This window comes from Blastococcus sp. CT_GayMR20 (genome assembly GCF_004570345.1).
The window spans coordinates 23,561-48,293 of record NZ_SPQM01000004.1 but is presented as its reverse complement, the minus strand read 5'-3'; the positions used below and the strand labels follow the sequence as shown (position 1 = coordinate 48,293).

The window sequence follows — 24,733 nt, the reverse complement described above, 5'->3', positions numbered from 1 at the left end:
GGCGCCATCCCGGTGGGCGGCCGGGCACCCGTCGAACCGGAGCCGACGACGGCAGGGGAGCTGGCATGACCACCGTGAGCTCGGCGAGCCCTGGTCTCAAAGAGAACGACCCGAACAACCGGCTGTTCGGGCCGCTGCCCGACGTCCAGGCGGTGGACGGCTACGAGCCGGAGCACCCGCCGCGGGTGGGCTTCTTCACCGACACGTCGGTCTGCATCGGCTGCAAGTCGTGCGAGGTCGCCTGCAAGGAGTGGAACACGCTCCCGATGGACGACTCGCACGGCAAGCGCGACGCGATCGGGTTGTCCGGGATGTCGTACGACAACACCGGTCAGCTCGGGGCCAACACCTGGCGGCACGTGGCCTTCATCGAGCAGGTGCGCACGGTCGACCTGCCCATGCCGGCCGTCGGGCTGCCCGCCGCCCGCCAGGACACCCTGGACCCCGCCGTCGACGTGCGGGAGGACGACAGCCTGGCCAAGGCACAGGCCAGCGTGCTCAACGCCGAGGCGCTGAGCGAGTTCGACCCGCAGACATCGCAGTCGGGGGATCGGGAGATCCGTTGGCTGATGAGCTCGGACGTGTGCAAGCACTGCACGCACGCCGGTTGCCTGGACGCCTGCCCGACGGGGGCGCTGTTCCGCACCGAGTTCGGCACGGTGGTCGTGCAGGGCGACATCTGCAACGGCTGCGGCTACTGCGTGCCGTCCTGCCCGTACGGGGTCATCGACCAGCGCAAGGACGACGGCCGGGTCTTCAAGTGCACGATGTGCTACGACCGCCTGACCGACGGGCTGCAGCCGGCCTGCGCGACGGCGTGCCCCACGCAGTCGATCCAGTTCGGCGACCTCGACGAGCTGCAGGCACGGGCGGACGCCCGGCTCGCGACGCTGAAGTCGCAGGGCGTGGAGACGGCGCGGCTCTACGGGCGGGACGAGAACGACGGCGTGGGGGGCAACGGCGCGTTCTTCCTGCTGCTCGACGAGCCGGAGGTCTACGGCCTGCCGCCGGACCCGATCGTTCCCGCCCGGGACATGCCCGCGATGTGGAAGGCGGCCGCCCAGGGCGCCGCGATGATCGTCGGGGTGGCGCTGACCGCCGTCCTCGGGTCGCGGAGGCGGTGACGGCATGACGGAAGGCCTCATGACCCCTGGCGCAGGCTGGCGCCGGGCGGACGGCTGGACTGCGCCGAAGCGGAAGAAGAACGGCCGGCGCAGCGGACGGCGGGCCGTCGGCGAGGTCGCGATGGTCGACGACGCCGAGTTCACCTCGTACTACGGGCGCCCGATCATCAAGGCGCCGGTGTGGAAGACCCCGGACGTGCCGCTCTACCTGTTCCTCGGCGGAGCGTCGGGTACTTCTGCGATCCTCGCCGCGATGGCTGACCTCAGCGGACGCCCGAGGCTCACCCGTGCCGGCCGGCTCATCGCGGGTGGGGGCTCGCTCGCATCGGTCTTCTTCCTCGTGCACGACCTCGGGCGGCCCGAGCGGTTCCTGCACATGCTGCGGGTGTTCAAGCCGACGTCCGCGCTGTCGATGGGCACCTACATCCTGTCGCCGTTCAGCGCGGCCACGGCTGCGACCGCCGCGGTCGAGCTGCTCGGCTGGTTCCCGCGGCTCAAGCGCTTCGGCGGCATCGTCGGCGCGATGTTCGGTGGCCCGATGGCGACCTACACCGCGGTGCTGCTGGCGAACACCGCGGTGCCGTCGTGGCGCGACTTCCACACCAAGCTGCCGTTCGTCTTCGCCGGCTCGGCGCTGGCCGCGGGCGGGGGCCTGAACATGGTGTTCACTCCGGTGGCCGAGGCCGGCCCGGCGCGGAAGATGGCGGTCGCGGGGGCTCTGGTCGAGCTGGCCGTGGTGCACCAGGTCGAGAACGACGAGAGCATCGTGGCCGAGCCGTACCACGAGGGCCGGGCCGGGACCTTCATGCGAGCGGCGAAGGCGTGCACCGCTGCTGGCGCCGGCTTGACCGTCGTGGCCGGGCGCACCCGGCTGGGGGCCGTTGCGTCTGGAACGCTTTTGGCGGCCGGCTCCCTGCTCACCCGGTTCGGCGTCTTCGACGCCGGCATGGCCAGCGCCCGCGACCCGAAATACACCGTCGTCCCCCAACGGGAGCGACTGGCAGCCGGGAGCAGCGAGGCTCGCTCGGTCACCCGGTGAGCGTTGAGCGCAGGGTGCATGACTCCAAACGGACGACTGCGTTCCGTAGTGCCCCCATCACGGTGCATGAGATCGGGACCGCGGCACTCACTGGACCGGGTTGATTGCGTCACTTTCAAGCATCTGAGGGGTGCCGCCCAATGGGTGCTGGCGGGTACCGTTGCATGCCGTTCGATACTCAAACATCTGAGCTCGACGGGGCGACGCGGGTCTCCAACGGGGGTAGGCCTGTTCATTGGGAGCGGGGGCTCAGTTGGATCTGAAGGACGTGCTCAACGTGGTGCGTTCTGGCTGGTGGCTCCTCGTCAGCGGGACCCTCCTGGGCCTGGTCATCGCGGGCGCGCTCAGCTGGGCAGCGACGCCGCTGTACTCGTCGTCGACGCGGTTGTTCGTCTCGGTCGCCGGCACGACGGACACCTCAGCCGCCTACCAGGGCAACCTCTTCTCCCAGCAGCGCGTCACCTCCTATGCCGAGCTCCTGACCGGTGAGCAGCTGGCCGCCCAGGTCGTCGACGACCTCGGTCTGGACCTCAGCCCGGACGCAGTTGCGGCGAAGGTCGCTGCGCGTGCGCTGCCCGACACCGTCATCCTCGAAGTCACGGTCACCGACACCTCGGCAGAGCGGGCCCGCGACATCGCCGCGTCGCTGAGCGAGCAGTTCACGGAGCAGGTGACCGAGTTGGAGACGCCCGAGGGCGCCGACGCGTCCACGGTCAAGGTCACCATCGTCCAAGCCGCAGAGCTTCGACCAGCTGCAGTCAGCCCGAGCGTCACTCGCAATCTCGCGCTGGGTGCGGTTCTTGGTCTACTCATCGGCCTGGGACTGGCGCTGCTCCGAAGCCGGCTGGACAACACGGTCAAGTCGAACGACGACGTCCAGGCGCTGACCGGGATGGGGGTCATCGGCACCGTCCTCGAGGACCCGCGCCTGGACGAGAAGCACGTCGTCACGGCTGCGGACGAGCACTCGCCGACGGCGGAGTCCTTCCGTGCCATCCGGACGAACCTGCAGTTCCTCGACGTCGACAACCCGCCCAAGGTGATCGTCGTCGCCAGCTCGGTGCCCGGCGAGGGCAAATCGACGCTCGCAGTCAACCTGTCCACGGCGCTGGCGCAGTCGGGCAGCCGTGTGGTCCTGCTCGAGGCCGACCTGCGTCGGCCGCGGGTCACCCGCTACATGGGGCTCGTCGGCGGCGCCGGCCTGACGAACGTCCTGGCCGGGACGGCGGAGCTGCACGAGGTGCTGCAGCCCTGGGGGGACGGCAAGCTCTCGGTGCTGGCGGCTGGGCCGATGCCGCCGAACCCCAGCGAGATGCTGGGCTCCGCCCACATGCGCGGCGTGCTCGCGACGCTGCGCGAGGAGTACGACTTCGTCGTCATCGACACCCCGCCGCTCCTGCCGGTCACCGACGCAGCCGTGCTCAGCGTGGCAGCGGACGGCTGTGTCATCACGACCCGATACGGCTCGACCCGTCGCGAGCAGCTGGAAGAGGCAGCCGCCGTACTGGCCCGGATCGACGCGAAGCTGCTGGGTGTCGTCCTCAACCGGGTGCCGCAGGCCGCGTCCATCGCACGCGGCTACGGCTACGGATACGGATACGGGGCGGACCCGGGTCGCGCGCCCATCCCGGAGCCGAAGCGTGGCCGCCCCGGCCGGCGCACCGGCCGGCGGCGCCACTCCCCGCTCGACTCCCCACTGACGAGCCCCGACGGGGGTGCGCCGTTCTGAGCGACGTCATCATCGCCGTCACCTTTGGCGGACCCATCCGTTCTACATGCGTCCGCCGTTCCAACCTTCAGCGCTTCGGCGTTGGTCTGCGCCCCGGTGGGAGGTCGGCCCCGTGATCTCGAGGTCCGGAGCGTTCTGGAAGCTCGCTCGCCTCGCCATGGTCATGGCCGACCTGCTCTCCGTACTCGTCGGCTTCACCCTCCTCGCGTCGGCACGCTACGACGGTGACCTCGACCGCGTGAGCCTCGCGGGACTGCTCACCGTCACCGCGGTGGCCGGCGCCGCGTTCCTGGCCGTCTCGGTGGTCCTCCGGCTGCACCAGGGCCGCTATGCGGTAGGGAGTGCGGAGGAGTTCAAGGCCCTCGCGGCAGCGACGGCTACTGCTGCCATGGCGGCCTTCGCCGCTGACCTCTTCGCCGGCATGCCTCGGTTGCTGCCGCTGTCCGTCCCGCTCATCGGCGCCATCGTTGCGTTCGTGCTGATGCTGACCTACCGGCTCGCCATCCGTAGTCAGCGCGAGGGGGCGGTGCGTCCGCGCCAGGGTCAGCCGACGCTGGTCTTCGGCGCCGGCAACGCCGGGCACCAGCTGGTCCGTTCGATGCTCGCCGATCCAGCGAGCCCGTATGTACCCGTGGGTCTGTTGGACGACGACCCGGCGAAGCGCCATGTCCGCGTCCGGGGCGTTCGGATGCTCGGCGGCCGGGAGCACATCGGGCCGGCGGCGGTTGCGACCGATGCCGAGGTGCTCGTGCTCGCGCTCCCGTCGGCAGATTCGGCGCTCGTGCGGGACATCTCCCAGCGCGCCACCGAAGCAGGCCTCACGGTCAAGGTACTGCCGTCACTGTCGGACCTGCTCAGCCGGCGCATCGGCATCCGCGATGTCCGCGACATCGACATCGCCGACCTGCTGGGCCGCCACCAGATCGACACGAACATCAGCGAGATCGCGGGCTTTCTCAAGGGCAAGCGGGTGCTGGTCACCGGCGCCGGCGGCTCGATCGGCTCCGAACTCTGCCGGCAGATCCACCAGTTCGGGCCGGCCGAGCTCATGATGCTCGACCGCGACGAGTCGGCCCTGCACGCGGTGAGCCTGAGCATCCACGGCGAGGCGCAGCTGCACCTGCCGGAAGCGATCCTCGCCGACATCCGCGACGGGGAAGCGCTGCGGGAGCTGTTCCTGCGCCGGATGCCCGACGTCGTCTTCCACGCAGCCGCGCTGAAGCACGTCAACATGCTCGAGCAGTACCCGAGCGAGGGCTGGAAGACCAACGTCCTCGGCACCCGCAACGTGCTCGACGCGGCGACCGCGGTCGGGGTGAGCCATTTCATCAATGTCTCGACCGACAAGGCCGCCGACCCGGTCAACGTGCTGGGGCGCACGAAGCGGATGGCCGAGCGGCTGACGGCCACCTACGCGCAGCGCAACGAGGGCCGGTTCCTCTCGGTGCGGTTCGGGAACGTGCTGGGTAGCCGTGGCTCCGTGCTGGAGACCTTCGCCGCGCAGATCGCGCGCGGCGGCCCGGTGACGGTGACGCACCCCGACGTGACGCGCTTCTTCATGACCATCCCCGAGGCGGTGGAGCTGGTCATCCAGGCCGGCGCCGTGGGCGCCGGCGGTGAGGCGCTCGTGCTGGACATGGGCGAGCCGGTGCGGATCGCGGATGTCGCCGCTCAGCTCATCGCCATGGAGGGCCGTCCGATCCAGATCCGCTTCACCGGCCTGCGGCCGGGCGAAAAGCTGCACGAGGAGCTGTTCGGCAGGGAGGAGCGGGACAGCCGCCCCGTGCACCCGCTGATCAGCCACGTTCCGGTTCCGCCTGTCGAGGGCGACCTGGAGTCGTGGCTCGCCCGGCCGTTCCCGCCGCTCGAGGCGGTCCTGCAGGTGGATGCCATCGAAACGCGCCTGGCTCAGGCGGGGCAGCAGTGATCGGCACTCCCGACGCACGCACGCGCGTCCTGCTCTCTCCTCCGGACGTCGGCGAGCGCGAGGAGGAGATGGTCGTCGCGGCGGTCCGCTCCGGCTGGATCGCGCCGCTCGGCCCGATGGTGGACGCGTTCGAGGCCGCCATCGCCGAGCGGTGCGGCCGGCAGCATGCGGTAGCCCTCTCCTCGGGAACGGCGGCGCTGCACCTGGCGCTGCTGGAGCTCGGCGCGAAGCCGGGGACCGTGGTCATCGTCCCGACTCTGACGTTCGCGGCGACGGCGAACGCGGTGGTCTACACCGGGGCCGACCCGTTCTTCGTCGACTGCGACGACAGCGGCAACCTCGACCTAGCCCTCTTGGAGCAGGCGCTCACCCAGTTGCAGTCGGAGGGCGCGACGGTTGCTGGTGTCATACCGGTCGACCTGCTGGGCCGCTGCGCCGACTACACGCGGATCGACCCGCTGTGCGAGCGGTTCGGCGTACCGGTGCTCTCCGATGCCGCCGAGTCGCTCTGCGCATCCCATGCCGGCCGCCCGGCCGGGTCGTTCGGCGTGATGGCCGCGCTGTCATTTAACGGCAACAAGATCATGACGACCAGCGGCGGCGGGATGTTGCTCACCGACGACGCTGTGACGGCAGACCGGATCCGCTACCTCAGTACGCAGGCGCGGCAGCCGGCGGTGCACTACGAGCACACCGAGATCGGCTACAACTACCGGCTCAGCAACGTGCTGGCCGCGCTCGGTCTCGCGCAGTTGGAGCGGCTGGACGAGATGATCGGCCGGCGCCGCGCGCTGCGCGCGATGTACATCGAGGCATTCGCCGGCGTGCCCGGAGTGACCGTCTTCCAGCGCGCGAACGACGAGCAGGACAACTGCTGGCTGACCGCCGTGCTCGTCGACGAGACCGAGGCAGGGTGGTCCACCGAGGATCTCCGCAAGGCCCTGGACGCCGCGAACATCGAGTCTCGCCCCCTCTGGAAGCCCATGCACCGCCAGCCGGTGTTCGCGCAGGCTCGGTCGCTGGTCACCGGGGCTGCCGACCAGTTGTTCAAGCGTGGGCTCACCCTGCCCAGCGGCTCGGCGCTCGGCCCCGAGCAGGTGGATCGCGTTCTGGCGGCCGTCACGGAGTTCCTGGAGTGCGCGTGAGCCCTTGTCCCTCGGCCTACCTCCCCGTCAAACGAGTCATCGACCTAGTCGTGGCGAGCGTGGGGTTGCTGATTGGCGCTCCAGTCATGGCAGCCATCGCAGTCGCGGTGCGTCGTGACGTTGGTTCACCAGTGCTGTTCCGGCAGGAGCGGCCCGGGCGCAACGGCGAGCCGTTCCAACTCGTGAAGTTCCGGACGATGCGAGAACCCCGGGGAATCGAAAGCGACGTCGAGCGCATGACACCGCTGGGTCGGACCCTCAGAAGCACCAGCCTCGACGAACTCCCCACTTTATGGAATGTGTTCCGTGGGGAGATGAGCCTCGTCGGGCCACGACCGCTGCTTATGCGATACCTGGAGCGGTACTCGCCGACGCAGATGAGACGCCATGAGGTCAGGCCGGGCATTACTGGGCTTGCGCAGGTGAGGGGGCGAAACGCCCTCACATGGGAGGAGAAATTCGCGGCCGATGTGGAGTACGTGGAACGGCTAAGCCTCCGACTCGACCTTCAGATCCTGGGAGCGACCATCAGCGCCGTCCTCACACGCCACGGCATCTCAGCCAGTGATACGGAGACAATGCCAGAATTCGCGGGACAGGGCGCTGCGATGGAGTCGACACGGAAGCATCCGACCATTCGATCGCTAGAGAAGGACGCGTGACTGCCATCCCTGTCGCAATCATTGGGGCCGGTGGTTTCGGGCGAGAGGTACATGACGTCATCGAGGCCGTCAACGACGCCGGCGGCCAGGACGGGCAACTGTTCGAGCCTGTGGGCTTCCTCGACGACGGCCCAGCCGACGAAACTCTCATCGCGGAACGTGGCCTTCGTCTTTGGGGTGGTGTCGAGAAGCTCGATCAGCTCGCAGTGGACGTCCAGTACATCATAGCGATCGGCTCCGGTGAGGTCCGGCGAAAAATCGATACCTGGGCGCGGTCCGCAGGTCGGCTCTCTCCGGTGCTCGTCCACCCCGCGGCCACCCTCGGCAAGCACTTAGTCTCGTTGGGGCCAGGAGTTGTCATCTGTGCCGGTGCTGCTGTCACGACGAACGTTCGACTCGGACGGCATGTCCACCTCAACCTCGGCGTCACCGTCGGGCACGATGCCGTGCTTCAAGACTATGTAACGGTCAATCCGAACGCCTCCATCTCGGGAAGCGTCTTGCTGGAGCAGTCGGTGAATCTGGGAACATGCTCGTGCGTTATCCAAGGGAAACGCGTGGGTGCTCGAACAACAGTCGGGGCAGGTGCGGTCGTGGCGCGAGATTTGCCGTCCGATGTTACGGCTGTTGGCATTCCCGCAAAGCCACTAAACGGGTCTGGCGCGGCGTGACTCCGCGACCACTTGAGGGGATCGTCATGAAGAACAAAAAGCTCGTCGTCATCGGACAGGGGTACGTGGGCCTGCCGCTTGCCATGCGGGCGGTGGAGGTCGGCTACGACGTCATCGGGCTGGAAGTCGACGTCAGTCGCATGGATCGGCTGGCGGCCGGCGACTCCTACGTCGAGGACATTCCGTCGCAGCAGCTCCAGTCGGCCCTGGCGACAGGTCGCTACCGGCCCAGCCACGACTACGGGGCAGCGAAGGACTTCGACGTCGCGGTCATCACGGTCCCGACGCCGCTGCGTGAGGGCAACCCCGACCTGTCCTACATCGAGCGGTCCGGTCGGACGCTCGCCCCGATGCTGAAGGCGGGTGCGACGGTCGTCCTCGAGTCGACGACGTACCCCGGGACCACCGAGGAACTGCTGGCCCCCATCCTTGAAGCGGGGTCCGGCCTGGTGGCTGGACGCGACTTCAGCCTCGGTTACAGCCCCGAGCGCATCGACCCCGGCAACCCCGTGTTCGGGCTGGTCAACACCCCCAAGGTGGTCTCCGGGATCGACGGCCCGTCGTCAGCGGCGGTGAAGGCCTTCTACGACGACATCGTGGAGCAGACGGTTCCCGTCCGGTCCCCGAAGGAGGCAGAGCTGACCAAGCTGCTCGAGAACACCTTCCGCCACGTCAACATCGCGCTGGTGAACGAGCTGGCGGTCTTCGCCCACGGCCTCGGCATCGATGTGTGGGAGGCCATCGACGCCGCGTCCACCAAGCCGTTCGGGTACATGAGATTCACGCCGGGCCCCGGGGTCGGCGGTCACTGCCTGCCAATCGATCCCTCGTACCTGTCCTGGCAGGTGAAGCGCACGCTGGGCCAGCCGTTCCGCTTCGTGGAGCTCGCCAACGACGTCAACGACCACATGCCCGACTACGTGGTCCAGCGCGTGACCGAGCTGCTCAACCGGGAGCGCAAGGCCGTGAACGGATCGACCGTGCTCCTGGTCGGTCTGGCCTACAAGAAGAACACCAGCGACGCCCGCGAGTCACCTTCGGTCCGGGTGGCTCAGCTGCTCGCCGCTCTCGGGGCCGACGTCCGCTTCGCTGATCCGCTCGTCGATCTCGAGGTCGTGCAGCTGCACGAGCCCCTTCCGGCGCAACAGGTGGACCTGGACGCGGCTCAGGTGGGCGCCGCCGACGTCGTCGTCCTGTTGGTCGACCACGACGTACTGAAGCTCGACCTGCTGAGCGAGGCCCTCGTCCTCGACACGCGACGGACGCAGCGTGACCCGCGCTGGAGCGTGCTGTGAGCGGCGAGTCGGTCCTGGTCACGGGCGGGGCCGGCTTCATCGGAGCGAACCTCTGCCGCCGGCTCTGCGAGGACCCCGACATCGCAGAGGTCCGCGTGCTGGACGACCTCTCCTCAGGTTCCCTGAGCAACCTGGACGGACTGCCGGTCCGAGTGCACCGGGGGTCCATCCTGGACACCGATGCGCTGGACGCCGCGACGGCCGGCTGCAGCCACATAGTCCACCTGGCAGCCGTCCCCTCCGTGCCCAGGAGCATCGTCGACCCGGTGCGCAGCCACGAGGCGAACGCCACCGGCACCCTCCGAGTCCTGGAGGCTGCCCGCAGGCACGGCGGGCTCCACGTGTCCCTCGCGAGCTCCTCGAGCGTGTACGGATCGAATCCGGCCATTCCGAAGTCGGAGGACCTCCAGGCACGTCCCATGAGTCCGTACGCCGTCTCCAAGCTCGCCGCAGAGCAGTACGCGGTGGCGTACGCCGAGTGTTACCAGCTGCCAGTGCTGCCGTTCCGCTTCTTCAACGTCTTCGGCCCGCTCCAGGCGGCTGGGCACGCGTACGCGGCTGTGGTGCCCGCCTTCGTCAGCGCGGCGCTGGCAGGGAAACCGCTCCAGGTGTTCGGAGACGGCCACCAGACGCGTGACTTCACCTTCGTGGGCACCGTCGTGGAAGTCCTCCGCGCAGCCGTCGTCGGTTCCGTCACCGCAGGGCCCACCAACTTGGCGTTCGGCACGCGGACATCCCTGCTGACCGTGATCGAGCTGCTCGAGGCGGAGCTGGGTCGGAAGCTCACCGTGGACCACCTCGAGCCGCGTGTCGGCGACGTCCGGGACAGTCAGGCGAGCAGCAGCCAGGTGCAGTCGCTGTTCCCGGACGTCGACGCCGTCCCGCTGAAGGACGGCCTGCACCAGACGGTAGAATGGTTCCGGACGCTGTGAGCGCCCAGGCGTTCGAGCACCGGAGGCTCGCGCTTCCGGAAGGACATCGATGAGGATTGCCGTGCTGGTGCCCACGATGGGCGGCGGCGGCGCGGAACGCCAGATCCAGCTGCTCACCGAGCACCTGCCCGCCTTCGGCCATGACGTCTGCGTCATCACGATGCGCTCGCTGGGGCAGGGGAGCGTCGAGCACCCCTTGCCGACCGGCACCCAGCGGATCCGGCTCGACTTCACGGGCCGCCAACTCCTGTCCAGCCCCGCGAAACTGCGCCGCTTCCTGCGCACCTGGCGGGCTGACGCGCTTCTCGCCTTCAACGGACCAGCGGTGCTCGCTGCTCGCGTCACGACCGTCGGCACTCGCCTCCCGCTGATCTCCTGCGTCGGGACCTCCGCCCTGCCCAGTGGACCGCGTCGTCTCCTGATGCGGATCAGCCGGCGGGCGGATGCCATGACGGTGTTCAACGCCTCCCAGTCGCTGGAGAAGTACGCCGCGGCGGGCCTCAGCGATCCGCAGCGGTCGCAAGTGATCCACAACGCCCTCGCAGACACCGTCCCGGCGACGGTCAGGCCGAGGCAGGCGGCTAGCCCCTTCCGATGGATCGCGGTGGGCCGGCTGACGGACGCCAAGGGCTACGACCTGCTGGTCGAGTCGATGTCCCAGCTGATCCAGGCCGGTCATCTCGCCACCCTGGACATCTTCGGCGAGGGCCCGGGCGCCCAGGCACTGGAGCGCCTGATCGAAGACCGGCAATTGGGCCACGCGATCCACCTGCGCGGTTTCACCTTCGACTGGCACAGCTCCCTCGACGACTACGACGGCTTCGTCCTCAGCTCGCGGTGGGAGGGCTCCCCCAACGCTGCTCTGGAAGCCCTGGCGTGCGGCATGCCCATGGTCGCCAGCGACGTCGGGGACCTGGCCGAGCTCCTGCCCGAGGGCCGGTTGGCGCCACCGGGAGACAGCGCCGCGTTGGCTGAGCGCATGCGCGCCCTTATGGGCACCGACGCGGCGCTGCGCACCGAGGAGGCACTCGCGGCGCAGCAGGCGACATGCGCGCGCCACGACCTCACTCCGGTGATGCAGCGATGGCACGAGGCGCTGCAGCGCCTCGTCGAGGAGAAGTCGCGCGGGACGCTCCGCTGATGGAGCGGAACCGGCGAGAACCAGTTGCCGGACGGCCCGCCGCCTCGAAGCTGCTCCAGGCGACAAGACGCGCCGGGTTCACGATGGGCGCCGGGCGGCTTGTGGTCGCCGCGTTGGGCCTCGCCGCGACCCCGCTGCTCACGCGCCTTCTTAGCCCGGTGGAGTACGGGACGTTCGTCCTCGTGATCACCGCCGTATCGATCGGCTCGACCGTGCCGTCGCAGTGGCTCGACGCGGCGGTGCTCCGCTTCGCGCCAGCGGAGGATCCCAGTCGGCTGCACCGGGCGACGGTCACCGCCTGGTTGCGCAACGCTCCCGTCGTGGCGTTGCTGACAGGTGCCATCGCTGCCGTCACGCTTGGCAGCGCATGGCTGACCGTCGCCTTCTGCGTCGCCTACGCGCTCGCGGAATCCGCCTTCACCACCAGGTGGATCCTCCTGAGAGCCCGCATCCTCCCGCGAGCGTTCATCGTCGCAGGCGTGCTGCGGAACGGGGCGTTCGTCCTCATCGTCGCCCTGACGGGTGCACTCGCCGATGACGTCCAGCTCAGCTGGATCCTGGGCGGGATCCTGGCCTCGAGCCTGTTGGCGACGGCGTCGACGTGGCGGGCCGTGTCGGGGCCCCACTCCCGGCGCGCGGACCTGCAGCCCTGGTGGCAGTACGGCCGCCCGCTCATCCTCAACTACGGGCTCAGCCTCTCGATGCTCTACGTCGACCGGTTCATCCTGCTGGCGTTGCGCGGCAAGGAGGAGGTTGCCCTCTACGCCCCGACGTTCGACATCCTGTGCGGCGTCATCACCCTGGTGACGGGTCTGGTGGGCCTGGTCGCCGTCCCCAGGCTCTTCGCCCAGCTGGAGTCCCAAGATCGGCAGGCGCATCTGCGCTTGCTCCGCCGCCGGGCGGCCCTGTCGAGTGCGGCCGTGTGCGTGCTGCTGTTCGCAGCCTGGCCGGCGCTCTCCGTGGTGATGATCGGAGAGGACCTCCGTCTGGGTGACCCGCTGACGGTCGGGCTGCTCATCGGGGCGTTCGGCTTGACGGCCTATCGCTACCAGTACGTCAACATCGTGGCTCAGCTGCACCACAACACGAACGTGCAGACACGCGTCACGGCCCTCGCCCTGGCAACGAGCGTGGCCGCCAACAGCGTCTTGATTCCGTCCTTCGGTCTGCGTGGTGCCGCTGCCTCGGCGGCCCTGTCCGCTTCGGTGGCCGTGCTCGTCGGGGTCTGGGCGAACGCCCGGTCGCGCCCGCAGCACGCGCAGAGACGTGATGAGCCACACCCCACGTCGAGGTGAGAGGCTGCCTCGCATGGTGAGTAACACGTGGGAGGGGCGGCTGGAAGCCGGGCAGCTGTCTACGCCGAGTCCCTGGCCCGCGCTCTCGGCTGGCAGTGGCGGCACATCGAGCTGACACCCGCCCTGCTGCGACGGAACCTCCTGCTCATGGCGGACGCTGGCGCCGAGGTTTCGCCCCTGCACCTGCACGGTCTGCCTGACGTCGCTCAGATGGATGACCTGCACCTGGTCGTCGCGGGCACCTACGGGGACTCCATCGGCCGGGTTGAGTACTCCGGGAGGCACATCTCGGCCCTGCCAGCGACCAAGCCGCGGGTCGTGGATCCCTTCGGAGTCTTTCCAGCCCTCAACACCCGGTCGCTGCGCACGGCCCTGCGCGGCGAGTCGACCGCGTGGCGACCGTCAGCCGGGACTCGAGAGGAGTGGCAGCCCCGGGAGCTGGAGCAGCAACGGCACTACTTGCGCCGGCTGCTGCAGGTCACCATGTCGTCCGCGCTCCATCCCCTTTTCGCTGTACCAGGCGTTCACCGCCCCTCCGGTGTACTCGGCCATGTGGCAGCTGCCGCCGCAGCAGCGCGGTGACGTGCACTACCGCACGCTGCTCGCCGAGCTGCACCCTGCCTTGAGGGACGTCCCGTGGTCCCGCACAGGCACGCGGTACGACGGAGTCCGGGACACAAGTGCTGATCGCCTGCGCTCGAGGCAACACAAGTACGGCGAGTGGCTGCGCGGCGAGACCGGCTCGACCGTCGAGTCACTGGTCGTGGACTCTCCCCTGGGCAGGCACAGCGCATACGCGCGCCCACTCCGGGCGGGACTTCGCAACTGGCGGAGGACGAAGACCTCCGACTACACGCGTCTCGATCTACTCTTCGCGTGGCTCGGTTCGCTCGGCAGCATGTCGAACCGCTACGCGCTCGACGTGCCGGGCGCGTCCTCTGGGAGAGTGTCAGCCTACCCCGTAGGTCGCGCATACCAGACGGCCTATCGACTCGCCAAGGACGCTCGGCCACATGAGGCAGCGCCGGCACCGGCGCGCGACCCCTCAGACGGCCTGACCGCGCCGTCAGCTCAGCCTCGGGCCCTGTGGCAACGGTCGTCCCTCGAGCAACGACAGCCGGAGACCGGAGCGGCGTCCACAGACGTTTCGCGATGACCTCGGGCTACGGTGCCGGGATGACAGGGCAGCGGATCTTCTTGGCCGGGGTGTTCCTCACGCCGTTCATGCGGGTGCTCGTTCTGCCCGGTGTGGGGTTCAGCGTCGGGGACGCTCTTCTTATCGCCGGTGCGCTTGTGGTCCTGTTCAAGCGGGTGCCCAGGCGACCGCCACGGCGCCGCAGCGGCGTGTGGTTCACGGTCTTCGCGATCCCTGGCGCCTTGCTGGTCGTTGGGACGCTCGCCTCCGCCCTGTTCAACCAAATGGCGTCGTCGGCAGCCACAATCGCTCTGACCAGCCAGTACGCGGTCGGCTTCTGGCTGTTGCCGGCAGTGCTCACCCAGCAGAGCGAGCGGGAGATCGTCAGCGCTGCGAAGGCGTTCCTCTACGGCCTCGCGGCGTCGGTCATGCTCGGCCTGGGCATCCTGGTGTTCTTGCCTTCGCTCGCTGCCACCCTTACCGAGCAAGGCTGGCTGATTTCGACGTACGCGGGACGGCAGGGCTTGTTCTCGGGCATCGGGGAGTTGTCCAGGATGGCCGCGGCGGCTGTGCCGATCGTCTACTACCTCACAGTCCGGCGGCACATCACGATCCGGAAGGCCATGCTGCTGCTGGGAACCGTTGGGGTGGCGCTCATCATCACGCGCTCGGGCTCCGGGAGCCTGATAGCGATCGCCGCTGTCGCCGTCGTCGCAGTCCTCCACCTGCTGTCTCTGCCGCTCCTTCGCGACCAACTGCAGCGCGGAGTCACGGTTCGAGTGGCGTCGGCCCTCGTCGCGGGCCTGGCGCTGATGTACGGGGTGGTTAGCGAGGTGGACCGTCGCACAGCCAGCACGTATGGACAGGCGTTCACGGAGCGGGTGACGTCTCCGTTGCGCCAAGGCGGTGTCGACTCAGTGGGGAGTGCCGAGATCCGGCTCGACCTGATCGATGAGGGTTGGCGGGTCGTTGGCGACCACATGCTGACGGGCATCGGTCCCGGCCTGTTCATACCAGAGTCGATCTACGCCCAAGGTGTGCACGTGGTGCCACTGCTGCTGTGGGCCGAGACCGGGATCCTGCCCCTTCTGGGCTGGATCGTCTTCATCGTTGCAGTTGCGGCGGTGGCCCTGGCGAGTCGCAGGAAGGCCCCTGTCGCGGCGGTGTGTGCCCTCGGCGTGCTGACCGCGTTCGTCGGCATCAACTTGACCACCACTTACATGTACCCCCGGGGCTTCCTGCTGCCGCTCATGCTGGCCATCTTCTTGCTCCGCGACCGGGAGTTGGCGGTGGTCGACTCCGAGGACTTGCCGCCGAAACTCGCCGCACGACCCGCTGGACCGGGTGGGTCTGCTGCACCGAGCCGGCGCCTGTCCGACCGCTCGCGGTCATCCGTCGGTACTGGGTCGGGCGTTCGGCGGTCGGAAGCGTCGCGGTCGCGACATGGCAACTCGAAGATCGATAGATCAGACGGGTCCTCGTGAACGTCCAGAGCGCTGGGAACGGCGCGGCCTCGCGAGCTGCGGCGAAGGCGAGGTTGACGTGGTGCTAGTCGTCGAGAATCCGCCCAAGGTAGGCGCCGGACCGAGCCTGCGCTGTAGTGGCCGGTCCCACGCGTTCGTGCCTCAGCGCCGAGGACGATCTCACCCTCGAAGGTGACGAGACGCGGCCGTTGCAACTTCGTCGTGAGCGCATCGAGCCACTCCGAGTCCCTCCGGCTCCGCTCGAGCAGCGTCGCCCAGAGCAGGCGTCAGGCGTTAGCCGCTCGACTGGTGGTGAGCGGGGGCTCGGGGGCCGGGAGTCGCACCCGCTAGCGTGCCCGTGTGCGGATACTCCACGCTGTCACGGCGCCGGTGACAGCGAAGGCCTTCCTCGCCGGCCAGCTCTCCGATCTCGTCGACAAGGGCCATGACGTCCACCTGGTGTGCTCGCCAGGGGAGGCGCTGGCCTCCATCGACCCACGGGTGACGATCCACGCCGTGGCCATGCGCCGCGAGCCGCAGGCGTGGCGCGATGCGCTGGCGCTCGTGCGCCTCGTGCGCCTCCTGCGCCGTGTTCGCCCCGAGGTCACCGTCGTCAGCACGCCCAAGGCCGGCCTCCTGGTCGGCCTCGCTGCCGCCCTCGCTGGAGTCCCGCGCAGGTTCTACCTCCAGCGCGGACTGCGACTGGAAGGAGCCACCGGCGCGACACGGCTCCTGCTCACTGCGCTGGAGGTCGTGAGCTGCCGAGCCGCACACCACGTCGTCGCCGTCAGCCCGAGCCTCGCCGGCGAGCTGCGAGAGCTGCGGGCGGTGTCGAGCGAGCGGGTATCCGTGCTGGGGTCCGGGAGCAGCAACGGCGTGGACTGCGAGCGCTTCCGCCCGCCCACTCAGGAGGCGAGAACTGCCGCGCGGGAGAGCGTCGGCGCGCCACCGGACACCGTGGTCATCGGTTTCGTCGGCAGGCTCGCCCCGGACAAGGGCCTCGAGGACCTGCTCGCCGTAGCCGGAGGTGTCGGCCGGCGGGCAGACGTCACGCTGGTCGTCGTCGGGGACTTCGAAGACATCAGCCTGAGGCAGCAGCACGAGGCTCGACTGGCGGCGAGCAGCGTCCACGTGACGGGGTTCGTGAGCGACACGCGCCCGTGGTACGAAGCCATGGACGTCCTCGTGCTGCCGACCCGCAGGGAGGGCTTCCCCAACGTGGTCCTCGAGGCTGCAGCGAGCGGCTTGCCAGTCGTCACGACAGACGCCACCGGCGCGCGGGACAGCGTGATCGACGGCATCACCGGTCTCGTGGTGCCCCGAGGCGACGCTGAAGCGCTCGACGCGGCGCTGCATCGCCTCGTGGACGATCCCGGGCTCCGGGCCGACATGGGCGCCGCAGCGCGGGCCCGCGTGGTGCATGAGTTCAACCAGCGCGTCGTCTGGGACCGCTACGCGCGACTCTGGACCACTGGCTGAGCTCGCCGGAGGGCCGCAGCGACGCCCGCGGACGCCCGCATCATTGGGACCGGCGGCCATGGGCACGAGATGCTCGACATCGTCACGGCAACGACAGCATCACACCGACATGGACGTTCGTCGGGTTCCTGGACGACGTCCGCCCGGACCCGTCACTCCTGCCGCAGCGGGCGGCGACGTCTGGGACCGGTCTCGGCGCTGGCTGACATGGACGTCCGCTGCGTCGTCGGCATCGGCGACTCGACTGGGCGAGCCGAAGTGACCGCCTGACCAGCGGTTGGGGGGGTGAACCGGCGACCCTCGTCCACCCGCGTGCCTCTCCATGGAGTCCACGACCTACCCCGGCACGACCAAGGAGTTCTTCCAGCCGTTGATCGAGGTCGGCGGCCTCCGGGTGGGCGCGGTGCTGAACCTGGCCTTCTCGCCCGAGCGCGTCGACCCCGGCAACAAGGTCTACGGCATCAAGAACACCCCGAAGGTCGTCGGCGGCGTCACGCCCGACTGCACGCGGCGCGCTGTCGACTTCTACGCCAGTTTCATCGACACCGTGGTCCCGGCCAAGGGCACTCGCGAGGCCGAGATGGCCAAACTGCTGGAGAACACCTACCGGCACATCAACATCGCGCTGGTGAACGAGATGGCCCGGTTCTCCCACGAGCTCGGCATCGACCTGTGGAACGTCATCGAGTGCGCCAAGACCAAGCCGTTCGGTTTCCAGGCGTTCTACCCGGGGCCGGGGGTGGGTGGCCATTGCATCCCGATCGACCCGAACTACCTGTCGCACACCGTTCAGGCACGACTGCACTACCCGTTCCGGTTCGTGGAGCTGGCACAGGAGGTCAACGCGGGCATGCCGGCCTACGTGGCCCGCCGCATCCAGGACCGGCTCAACGACGACGGCAAAGCCGTCCGAGGGTCGACCGTCCTGCTCCTCGGGGTCACCTACAAGACCAACATCGCCGACGAGCGCGAGTCGCCCGCGGTGCCGCTTGCCATGAAGCTCTTGGACAGGGGCGCCGACCTGCGGTTCCACGACCCGTACGTAACCGTCAGGAATGCCGCGGAGCACGGTGACCCGGAGCGGCTGCTCAAGGGGGAGTCGGATCTGCGGCAGGCGATGCGGGACGCCGACATCGTCGTTCTGCTGCAGGCCCACGACGAGTGCATCGCTGGTGCACTCGACGGCGTCGCAGTCTTCGATACCCGAGGGGTCCTGCGCGGCGAGAGCGTCGACCGACTCTGACGGTCGACTGAGATGCTTCGATGCCCCGCCGAGCGACGAGGGCGTGGTGGATCTCGCGGGCGATGTGGCGCTTGAGGCAGACGCGGTCAGCCGCGCTGGCGTTGCTGAGCAGCAACTGCCGCCAGGAGCTCTGCGGGAATGAAGTCGGGGATGCGGCTCTGCAGCCGCACGGCGTCGCGGCGGTCGGCGACCCGCATGCCGCGACCGAGCAGCAGGCCGAATGGCAGCGCCAGCGCCGTCCAGGCGAGCGCGACGAGCAGCAGCCAGGTCATGTCGGTAGTTCTACGGAGCGAGGCAGCCGTCCCACCGTTCGCCACGCAGGCAGAACCTGCCGAACGGAACGGCTCGTCACTGGTCACCCTGCGGGGTAGGCCGACCGGACGGTGAGTCGAGCACTCGCCCACACTGGTCAGGTGCCAGCCGCCCATCAGGACCCGTTCAGGATCCTGCTCGTCTGCACCGGCAACATCTGCCGGTCGGCGTTCGCCGAGCGGCTGGGGCGCGCGTGGCTGGAGGAGACGCTAGGGCAGGACGTCGGCATCCTCCACGTCGCCAGCGCAGGGACTCGGGCGGTCGTCGGATCGGCCATGCATCCCGACAGCGCTCTGGTGCTGCGTGGCTTCGGCGTCGAGGCCGGGGACTTCCGAGCCCGGCAGCTCAGGGCGGAGCATGTGGATCGGGCCGATCTCGTGCTGACCATGACCCGCGCGCATCGGAATGCCGTGCTCACCCTCGCCCCTCGGGCGATGGCTCGAACCTTTGCGCTACGTGAGGCCGCCGCGCTGCTCTCACGATCGGAGGAGGCCGATGTCCCAGAGGTCGAGTTCTCAGGGGCGCCATCGGGTGAGCGTGCCCGACAGGTTGTGCAACGGTTGACGACCGCCCGACGGCACCGGGCTAGCGACGAAGGCGACGACATTCGTGATCCGATCGGGCAACCCGTCGAAGTTCATGAGGAAGTGGCTGAACTGATCGTGGCGGCGCTGCTGCCGTTGCTCCGACGGTTAGGGGGTCAGGAGTCGGTGCTGGGCGACAGGTCATCGGCCAAAGCGGACGTGGACAACGCGGACGGCATCTGACCGCTCACGGGCGGTATCTGCTGGTTACCTGCAGGCCGGCGGATCTGGCTCTCGTCGAAATCAGCGGAGCGACCGGAACCCCATAGGCACCATTTGTCCCATAGCCTCTCCCGCCATGAGACCACGGGGGCGAAGCGGCGCACCGCGTTGGGCCGTGGCGCTGATCGGCACCTCCCTGGCGATCTTTCTCGCGCTTCTTCCCCTCGCGCTGAACCGTGGTGTGCTCGGCGATCACCCGCTCGGTGGATACGGAGCGCTGGACGACCTTGCGTCGAGCGCCGCAGGGGGCACAGCAGCGGCGCTCACACCGGGTGGTGCATCGAGGGCCCCTGATCCGGCCGGTGCGACGATCGATGTCAGACAGCCAGACGGCCCCGCAGCCCCTGGGCGCAGCGCGCTCTTCGCTGGCGCAAGCACGGCGGCTTCGACGTCGACGGCGGCCCCGTCGGGTCTTCCGGGAACTCCCCGAGCGACCGGAACCAGCGCCCCAACGGCTGCCACGACTACGGGGGCTCCCGCACCTTCAGGCGAGACGACGACGCAGACCGCTACCGAGACGGTCACTCAGACAGCCACCGAAACTGTCACCACGACGCCGCCCGCTCAGACGACGACGCCGCCCGCCGAGACCACGACGCCGCCGGCTGAGACGACCACGCCGCCTGTGGAGACGAGCACCCCCGTCACCACGACGCCGCCGGCGGAGACAAGCACTCCGACGGAGACGGCCGCTCCAACGGAGACTTCGACGCCGACCGAGACGTCCACGCCGACCGAGGCCACTGCGGCCGAGACGACGGCCACGGAGACTACGACTCCGACGGAGACACCCGCTCCCGTCGGCTGAGCCCACCTCCGTCTTGGCGTCCGGACAAACACCGGTCGGCGAGGACGGTCGCGCGCGACGCTTGGGATCCGTGAGGTTTCCAGTGCCCACGACCCACGACCGGCCGCGCGTGTCGAGGTTCGGCGGAACGGTTGTCAGGACATCGTGACGGTGTGTTCACGTTCGCCGCTCCGCCTGCCGATGGAGCACCTGTGTGGTGGGTCTGGGTCCTGGGTGGCCTCGCGGTGTGGATGGTCGTCGCCGTCGTCTTCGGTGTGCTGATCGGTCGTGGGATCCGGCGGGCCGACATGCTCGAGGGACGGACGGAACCGCTCTCCGGTCTCATCGCCGGTAAGCGTTCGACTGCACCGCAGCCGGCTCCCGTATTACGCCGTCGGGCCATTCCCGTGCCGACGTTCGGGCTCGCCTTGTTCGGCCTCGCCGTCGTCCTGGAGACCGGCGGCTACGTCGTCCGCCTGACCGGCGCGGAGAACTCTCTCCGCGCCTTGTCGATGGACGCGCCCTTCTCACTGCCGCGGATGTACGTCGCGGCCCTCTTCGCCGCCGCCGCAATGGCCGCGGTCGCCGGCGCGGGAGTGCATCCTGGCCGCCGCACGTGGTGGACCACGGTCGCGCTGGTCGGCGGCGGGATCGCCGCGGTCAAGGCCGGTGGAACTGTGCACGCCGACGCCTTCAGCGCTCTCTCCGGCGCGGTCGGGGGGCGGGGCGCCCTCCTCGTGAGCGTCCTCCTCGCCGGCGCCGTCCTCGCGGTTCTCGGCTTCCTCAGCCGGACCGAGCGCCGTGACCGGCGCCGGGTCCTCGGAGTACTCGCCTTCTATGGCATCGCGTCCGTCGGACTCTCGGCGCTCTCCGGCGTCGCCGCCGGTGCCGCCGGGGTCGCCAGTAGCTGGGCAGTGGGAGCGACGTTCATCGAGGAATCCGGCGAGGCGCTCGCCGGGGTCGCCTTCCTCCTCGCGGTTCTTGCGGGTGTGGCGCCGCGCCTCGTGCTTCCGGGAGCCTGGGCCCTGCGCCGGTCCGCCGACGTGCTCACCCTTGAACTGCCGGAGCGCGTCCCGGGCGGGTCAGCGCCTGAGATTCGCTGACGTCGCACTGCAACAGTCACTGACGACCCAGGACGTCGCAGACACACCTCGGCTATCGATCCGTTGACACTCTGTTGAGGCATCCTGACCGTATGTGGCGTCGAGCGCAGATCGGGACGAGTGACCAGCCGTGCGGCCTGTGTGCCAGCGACCACGTCGTCGTCATGGAATCGACGCAGTTGCGGACCGGACTCGACCGACTCAACCCGCGGTGGCGTCCCGTTGTTCGCAGCTACCACCGGTGCCAAGCGTGCGGCGCGAAGGCGAACGCTCAGGTTTTCCAGCCCGCGTAACGCCGTCGGTGCTGCGCACGGCAGCGCCGCTCAGCGAGGCACGTCGGGAAGCGCCTGGTTTCCGAACTCGGCCGCGTTCGCCGCGAGCGAGTCGGTGCGCAGGTAGGTCCACATGCGCTCAGCGGTGACCATGTCGAGGTAGACCACGCTGGCCGGACCCTCCATGCCGGTGCCCAGCACCGGCGCGGTGAAGAACTCGACGTTCTCCGGCGTCACGTTCCGCATCGAATAGGCGAGGGCGAGCAGGTCGCCGTTGCCGAGGGTGTCGTCGATGCTCACGGCGCTGGTGACGGCGATCATCGCCGAGTCCAGCCGACCCGGGTCGGTGAACGTGTCGGCGCTGAACAGCTTGCTGAACATCGAGCGCAGGTACTGCTGCTGGCGCTTCACCCGGTCGAAGTCGCCGCCCTCCAGGCCGTAGCGCTGCCCGAGGTACCAGCGCGCCTGGTCACCGTTGAGGTGGTTCATGCCAGCAGGAAAGGTGTACGGACCGTGCGTCGTCGTCTCCGCGACCATCACGTCGACGCCGCCGAGGTCGTCGGTCACCTGGGTGATGCCGTCGAAGTCGATCGCCACGTAGTGGTCGATGCGCACCTGGGTGAGCTGCTCGATGGTCTGGATCAACAAGGTGGGGCCACCGAACGCGTACGCGGCATTGATCTTGTTGCGGCCGTGGCCGGGGATGTCGACCCACGAGTCCCGAGGGATGGACACCAGCTGCGCGTGCTGCCGGTCGCCGCTGAAGCGGGCCAGCATGATCGCGTCCGATCGGCCGTCCGGATCCTCACCGGCCAGCGTCTCCCCACGCGTGTCCGAGCCGATGAGCAAGAACGTCACCGGCTCCTCGGCCACCGGGGCCGCGGGAGTCGCCGGCGCGGGGCGGGCCTCCTCGTCCAGGTCCTCGAAGACGTTCGCGATGCGGTCGATGTTCCCGACGTACCGCTCGCTGAGGAACCACAGCCCACCGCCGATGGCGACGGCCAGGACGAGACTCAGGACGCCGAGGCTGATGAGGGCCCTGCGCAGGACATGGCGGCGGCGAGAGCGCTCCGGCGCATTCGTGTCGGGCAGGTCGTCCGGCCCGGGGCGCGCGGAAACCCCCGCGTCGTCGCTGCGCATGGCCGGACCCCCGTCTGCCGAACTGTCGGTTCGAGGGTACGTGTGTGCAGCTCAGGCGGCGGGTGGCTGCCACCCGCCCGGGTGAGGCTCGCTCAGCGTCCCGGCAGCCGGTTCAGGACCGTCCGTGCTTCCGGGCGCTCGCCGGCTGCCCCACCAGGGGGACGCGCTGTTGCGTGGGCCTCGTGCGCCGAGTGGGCGGAAGGCCGGCCCCGCCGTGACCATGGGCGGTCTCGTGGATGCCGCCTCGGGGACGTTCCGCCGGCGGTCGCGGTGGCTGCACCGGTTCGCCCGCGGTGACGGCTTCAGGCCGCGACAGGAACTCCTCGTCCGCCGCGGTGAGGGCCGCGCCGGCCTCAGAGGCCGCGGCGGCTCTGGCGTCCGCCAGGCGGACGGAGCGACCGATGATCAGGGCGACGACGGCGCCGACGACCACCCAGCTCACCGCTGCGACCACGACCCAGGTCATCTGCCCGATCCTCGTGACTGCCCGGCACCTGTCGGTCCCGGGGGATGCGAAGTAGGTGGTTGTTCCGTTAACGGCCCGTTATGCCCCGGAGTGCCGTTGTTCACTCCTGGTCTTTGGAAAAATTTCGGCGGGATCTGGATGCAACTGTGCTGCGGTGCAGCGGCGCTCGTTGACCTGCGGAGGACATTCGAGCGTGATCCACTCGTAGCGAGGCCTCGGAAGCCGTGGGGGAGGTGGGTATGCGCATCTCAGTCGTCGGTTGCGGATACCTCGGCGCCGTCCACGCCGCCTCACTCGTCGAGCTGGGGCACGAGGTCGTCGGCGTCGATGTCGACGAGCGCAAGGTGCAGGCGCTCTCGCGCGGTCGATCACCCTTCTACGAGCCCGGCTTCCAGGACCTGTTGGAGCACAGCCTGGCCTCGGGCAGTCTCAGCTTCAGCACGGACATCAACGCGGCCGCCGGTGCGCGCGTGCACTTCGTCTGCGTCGGGACCCCACAGAAGCACGGGGAGTACGGAGCCGACCTGCGGTTCGTGCAGACTGCCGCCGAGTCCCTGCTCGAGGTCCTGGAGCCGGGAGAGCTCGTCGCCGGCAAGTCCACCGTGCCCGTCGGCACGGCCGCGCGGCTGGCGGCGATGTTCCAGGAGAAGGTGCCCGGGTCGTTGCTCGCCTGGAACCCTGAGTTCCTGCGCGAGGGCTTCGCCGTCCGGGACACCCTGCACCCCGACCGGCTGGTCTACGGACTTCCCGCCGGGAGGGACGCCGGAGCCGCCCAGGCGCTGCTGGACGAGGTGTACGCCCCGATCGTCGCGAGGGGGGTGCCGAAGGTCGAGACGGACTACGCGACGGCGGAGATGGTCAAGACGGCCGCCAATTCCTTCCTCGCCACCAAGATCTCCTTCATCAACGCGATGGCCGAGCTCTGCGAGGCGACCGGTGCCGACGTGAAGCAGCTCGCCGACGCCATCGGCTACGACGACCGGATCGGGCGGAAGTTCCTCAATGCCGGCCTCGGCTTCGGCGGCGGCTGCCTGCCCAAGGACATCCGCGCCTTCATGGCACGCGCGGGGGAGCTGGGCGCGGACCAGGCGCTGACGTTCCTGCGCGAGGTCGACAACATCAACATGCGCCGACGCATCCGCATGGTCGAACTGGCCCGCGAGGTCTGCGACGGATCCTTGCTGGGCAAGCGGGTCGCCGTCCTCGGTGCCGCCTTCAAGCCCGACAGCGACGACATCCGCGACTCTCCGGCGCTCAACGTGGCCGCACAGCTGCAGTTGCAAGGTGCGGTTGTCCGCGTGACCGATCCCGCCGCCGTGGAGAACAGCCGGAGGCAGTGGCCGCAGCTCGACTACGCGGACACCGCCGAGGAAGCCGCCGAGCGTGCCGACGCCGTTCTCGTGCTCACCGAGTGGCGGGAGTACCGGGAACTGGACCCCGTCGCCTTCGGCACGGTCGTGGCGCAGAAGCGGGTGCTCGACGGGCGAAACGCGCTCGACCGCGAGGCGTGGCTGGCCGCCGGCTGGTCCTACCGCGCCCTGGGGCGTCGCGCGGGGTGACCCGTGCA

The 24,733-nt window shown here is 69.2% G+C and carries 20 protein-coding genes; 17 read left to right on the top strand and 3 right to left on the bottom strand.

The window, feature by feature from the left end; genetic code table 11:
- The first annotated feature begins 65 nt into the window (after positions 1-65).
- The 14 genes from E4P40_RS01925 (at position 66) to E4P40_RS01860 (ending at position 18,280) form a co-directional block, all read left to right on the top strand.
- Entirely contained in the window at positions 66-1,124 is a 1,059-nt protein-coding gene (locus E4P40_RS01925) for a 4Fe-4S dicluster domain-containing protein (protein ID WP_135156988.1), read from the top strand.
- Between the two features lie 19 nt (positions 1,125-1,143).
- The gene (nrfD, locus tag E4P40_RS01920) at positions 1,144-2,163 is read left to right on the top strand and encodes an NrfD/PsrC family molybdoenzyme membrane anchor subunit (RefSeq protein ID WP_245160090.1); all 1,020 of its coding nucleotides are present in this window, start codon (positions 1,144-1,146) and stop codon (positions 2,161-2,163) included.
- A gap of 253 nt (positions 2,164-2,416) precedes the next feature.
- The gene (locus E4P40_RS01915; protein WP_135156984.1) at positions 2,417-3,892 is read left to right on the top strand and encodes a polysaccharide biosynthesis tyrosine autokinase; all 1,476 of its coding nucleotides are present in this window, start codon (positions 2,417-2,419) and stop codon (positions 3,890-3,892) included.
- A gap of 112 nt (positions 3,893-4,004) precedes the next feature.
- On the top strand, positions 4,005-5,819 hold the full coding sequence (locus E4P40_RS01910) for a nucleoside-diphosphate sugar epimerase/dehydratase (protein ID WP_245160089.1): 1,815 nt from the start codon (positions 4,005-4,007) through the stop codon (positions 5,817-5,819).
- Positions 5,816-6,964 (top strand): aminotransferase class I/II-fold pyridoxal phosphate-dependent enzyme, encoded by a 1,149-nt coding sequence (locus tag E4P40_RS01905; protein ID WP_245160088.1) that lies wholly within the window; start codon positions 5,816-5,818, stop codon positions 6,962-6,964. The genes E4P40_RS01910 and E4P40_RS01905 overlap by 4 nt, the downstream gene beginning before the upstream one ends.
- Positions 6,955-7,626 carry a sugar transferase gene (locus E4P40_RS01900; RefSeq protein WP_348519632.1) on the top strand — a complete coding sequence of 224 codons (672 nt, stop codon included), beginning with the start codon at positions 6,955-6,957 and terminating at the stop codon, positions 7,624-7,626. The genes E4P40_RS01905 and E4P40_RS01900 overlap by 10 nt, the downstream gene beginning before the upstream one ends.
- Positions 7,623-8,297 carry a NeuD/PglB/VioB family sugar acetyltransferase gene (locus E4P40_RS01895; protein ID WP_209305165.1) on the top strand — a complete coding sequence of 225 codons (675 nt, stop codon included), beginning with the start codon at positions 7,623-7,625 and terminating at the stop codon, positions 8,295-8,297. The genes E4P40_RS01900 and E4P40_RS01895 overlap by 4 nt, the downstream gene beginning before the upstream one ends.
- A 26-nt stretch (positions 8,298-8,323) precedes the next feature.
- Complete coding sequence (locus tag E4P40_RS01890; protein WP_135156977.1) at positions 8,324-9,592, top strand: nucleotide sugar dehydrogenase; 1,269 nt, start codon at positions 8,324-8,326, stop codon at positions 9,590-9,592.
- Entirely contained in the window at positions 9,589-10,524 is a 936-nt protein-coding gene (locus E4P40_RS01885) for an NAD-dependent epimerase/dehydratase family protein (protein WP_135156975.1), read from the top strand. Before E4P40_RS01890 ends, E4P40_RS01885 begins: the two co-directional genes overlap by 4 nt.
- A gap of 49 nt (positions 10,525-10,573) precedes the next feature.
- A complete protein-coding gene (locus E4P40_RS01880) occupies positions 10,574-11,665 on the top strand; it encodes a glycosyltransferase (protein WP_135156973.1) in 1,092 nt (363 codons plus the stop codon).
- Complete coding sequence (locus E4P40_RS01875; protein WP_135156971.1) at positions 11,665-12,960, top strand: lipopolysaccharide biosynthesis protein; 1,296 nt, start codon at positions 11,665-11,667, stop codon at positions 12,958-12,960. The genes E4P40_RS01880 and E4P40_RS01875 overlap by 1 nt, the downstream gene beginning before the upstream one ends.
- A 1,152-nt stretch (positions 12,961-14,112) precedes the next feature.
- Positions 14,113-15,579 (top strand): O-antigen ligase family protein, encoded by a 1,467-nt coding sequence (locus E4P40_RS01870; RefSeq protein ID WP_135156969.1) that lies wholly within the window; start codon positions 14,113-14,115, stop codon positions 15,577-15,579.
- Between the two features lie 339 nt (positions 15,580-15,918).
- Positions 15,919-17,037: a glycosyltransferase family 4 protein gene (locus E4P40_RS01865; RefSeq protein ID WP_135156967.1), complete on the top strand. Its 1,119-nt coding sequence runs from the start codon at positions 15,919-15,921 to the stop codon at positions 17,035-17,037.
- 322 nt (positions 17,038-17,359) lie between these two features.
- The gene (locus E4P40_RS01860) at positions 17,360-18,280 is read left to right on the top strand and encodes a nucleotide sugar dehydrogenase (RefSeq protein ID WP_135156965.1); all 921 of its coding nucleotides are present in this window, start codon (positions 17,360-17,362) and stop codon (positions 18,278-18,280) included.
- Positions 18,281-18,366: 86 nt separating this feature from the next.
- On the opposite strand, the gene E4P40_RS01855 is transcribed toward E4P40_RS01860, so the two are convergent.
- The gene (locus E4P40_RS01855) at positions 18,367-18,552 is read right to left on the bottom strand and encodes a hypothetical protein (RefSeq protein ID WP_135156964.1); all 186 of its coding nucleotides are present in this window, start codon (positions 18,550-18,552) and stop codon (positions 18,367-18,369) included.
- Positions 18,553-18,693: 141 nt separating this feature from the next.
- On the opposite strand from E4P40_RS01855, the gene E4P40_RS01850 reads away from it, so the two are divergent.
- Entirely contained in the window at positions 18,694-19,359 is a 666-nt protein-coding gene (locus tag E4P40_RS01850; RefSeq protein WP_167762079.1) for a hypothetical protein, read from the top strand.
- A 603-nt stretch (positions 19,360-19,962) separates the two neighbouring features.
- Here E4P40_RS01850 and E4P40_RS01845 read toward each other — a convergent pair.
- Positions 19,963-20,163, bottom strand: coding sequence for a hypothetical protein (locus tag E4P40_RS01845; RefSeq protein ID WP_135156960.1), 201 nt, complete (start codon positions 20,161-20,163; stop codon positions 19,963-19,965).
- Positions 20,164-20,397: 234 nt separating this feature from the next.
- Between E4P40_RS01845 and E4P40_RS01840 the strand changes: the two genes are divergently transcribed.
- On the top strand, positions 20,398-21,288 hold the full coding sequence (locus tag E4P40_RS01840) for a hypothetical protein (protein WP_135156958.1): 891 nt from the start codon (positions 20,398-20,400) through the stop codon (positions 21,286-21,288).
- Positions 21,289-21,611: 323 nt separating this feature from the next.
- Here the strand turns inward: E4P40_RS01840 and E4P40_RS01835 are convergent, their stop codons facing one another.
- The gene (locus E4P40_RS01835; RefSeq protein WP_135156956.1) at positions 21,612-22,700 is read right to left on the bottom strand and encodes an LCP family protein; all 1,089 of its coding nucleotides are present in this window, start codon (positions 22,698-22,700) and stop codon (positions 21,612-21,614) included.
- Positions 22,701-23,405: 705 nt separating this feature from the next.
- Here E4P40_RS01835 and E4P40_RS01830 point away from each other — a divergent pair.
- Positions 23,406-24,725 (top strand): UDP-glucose/GDP-mannose dehydrogenase family protein, encoded by a 1,320-nt coding sequence (locus tag E4P40_RS01830; protein ID WP_135156954.1) that lies wholly within the window; start codon positions 23,406-23,408, stop codon positions 24,723-24,725.
- The last annotated feature ends 8 nt before the right edge of the window (positions 24,726-24,733 follow it).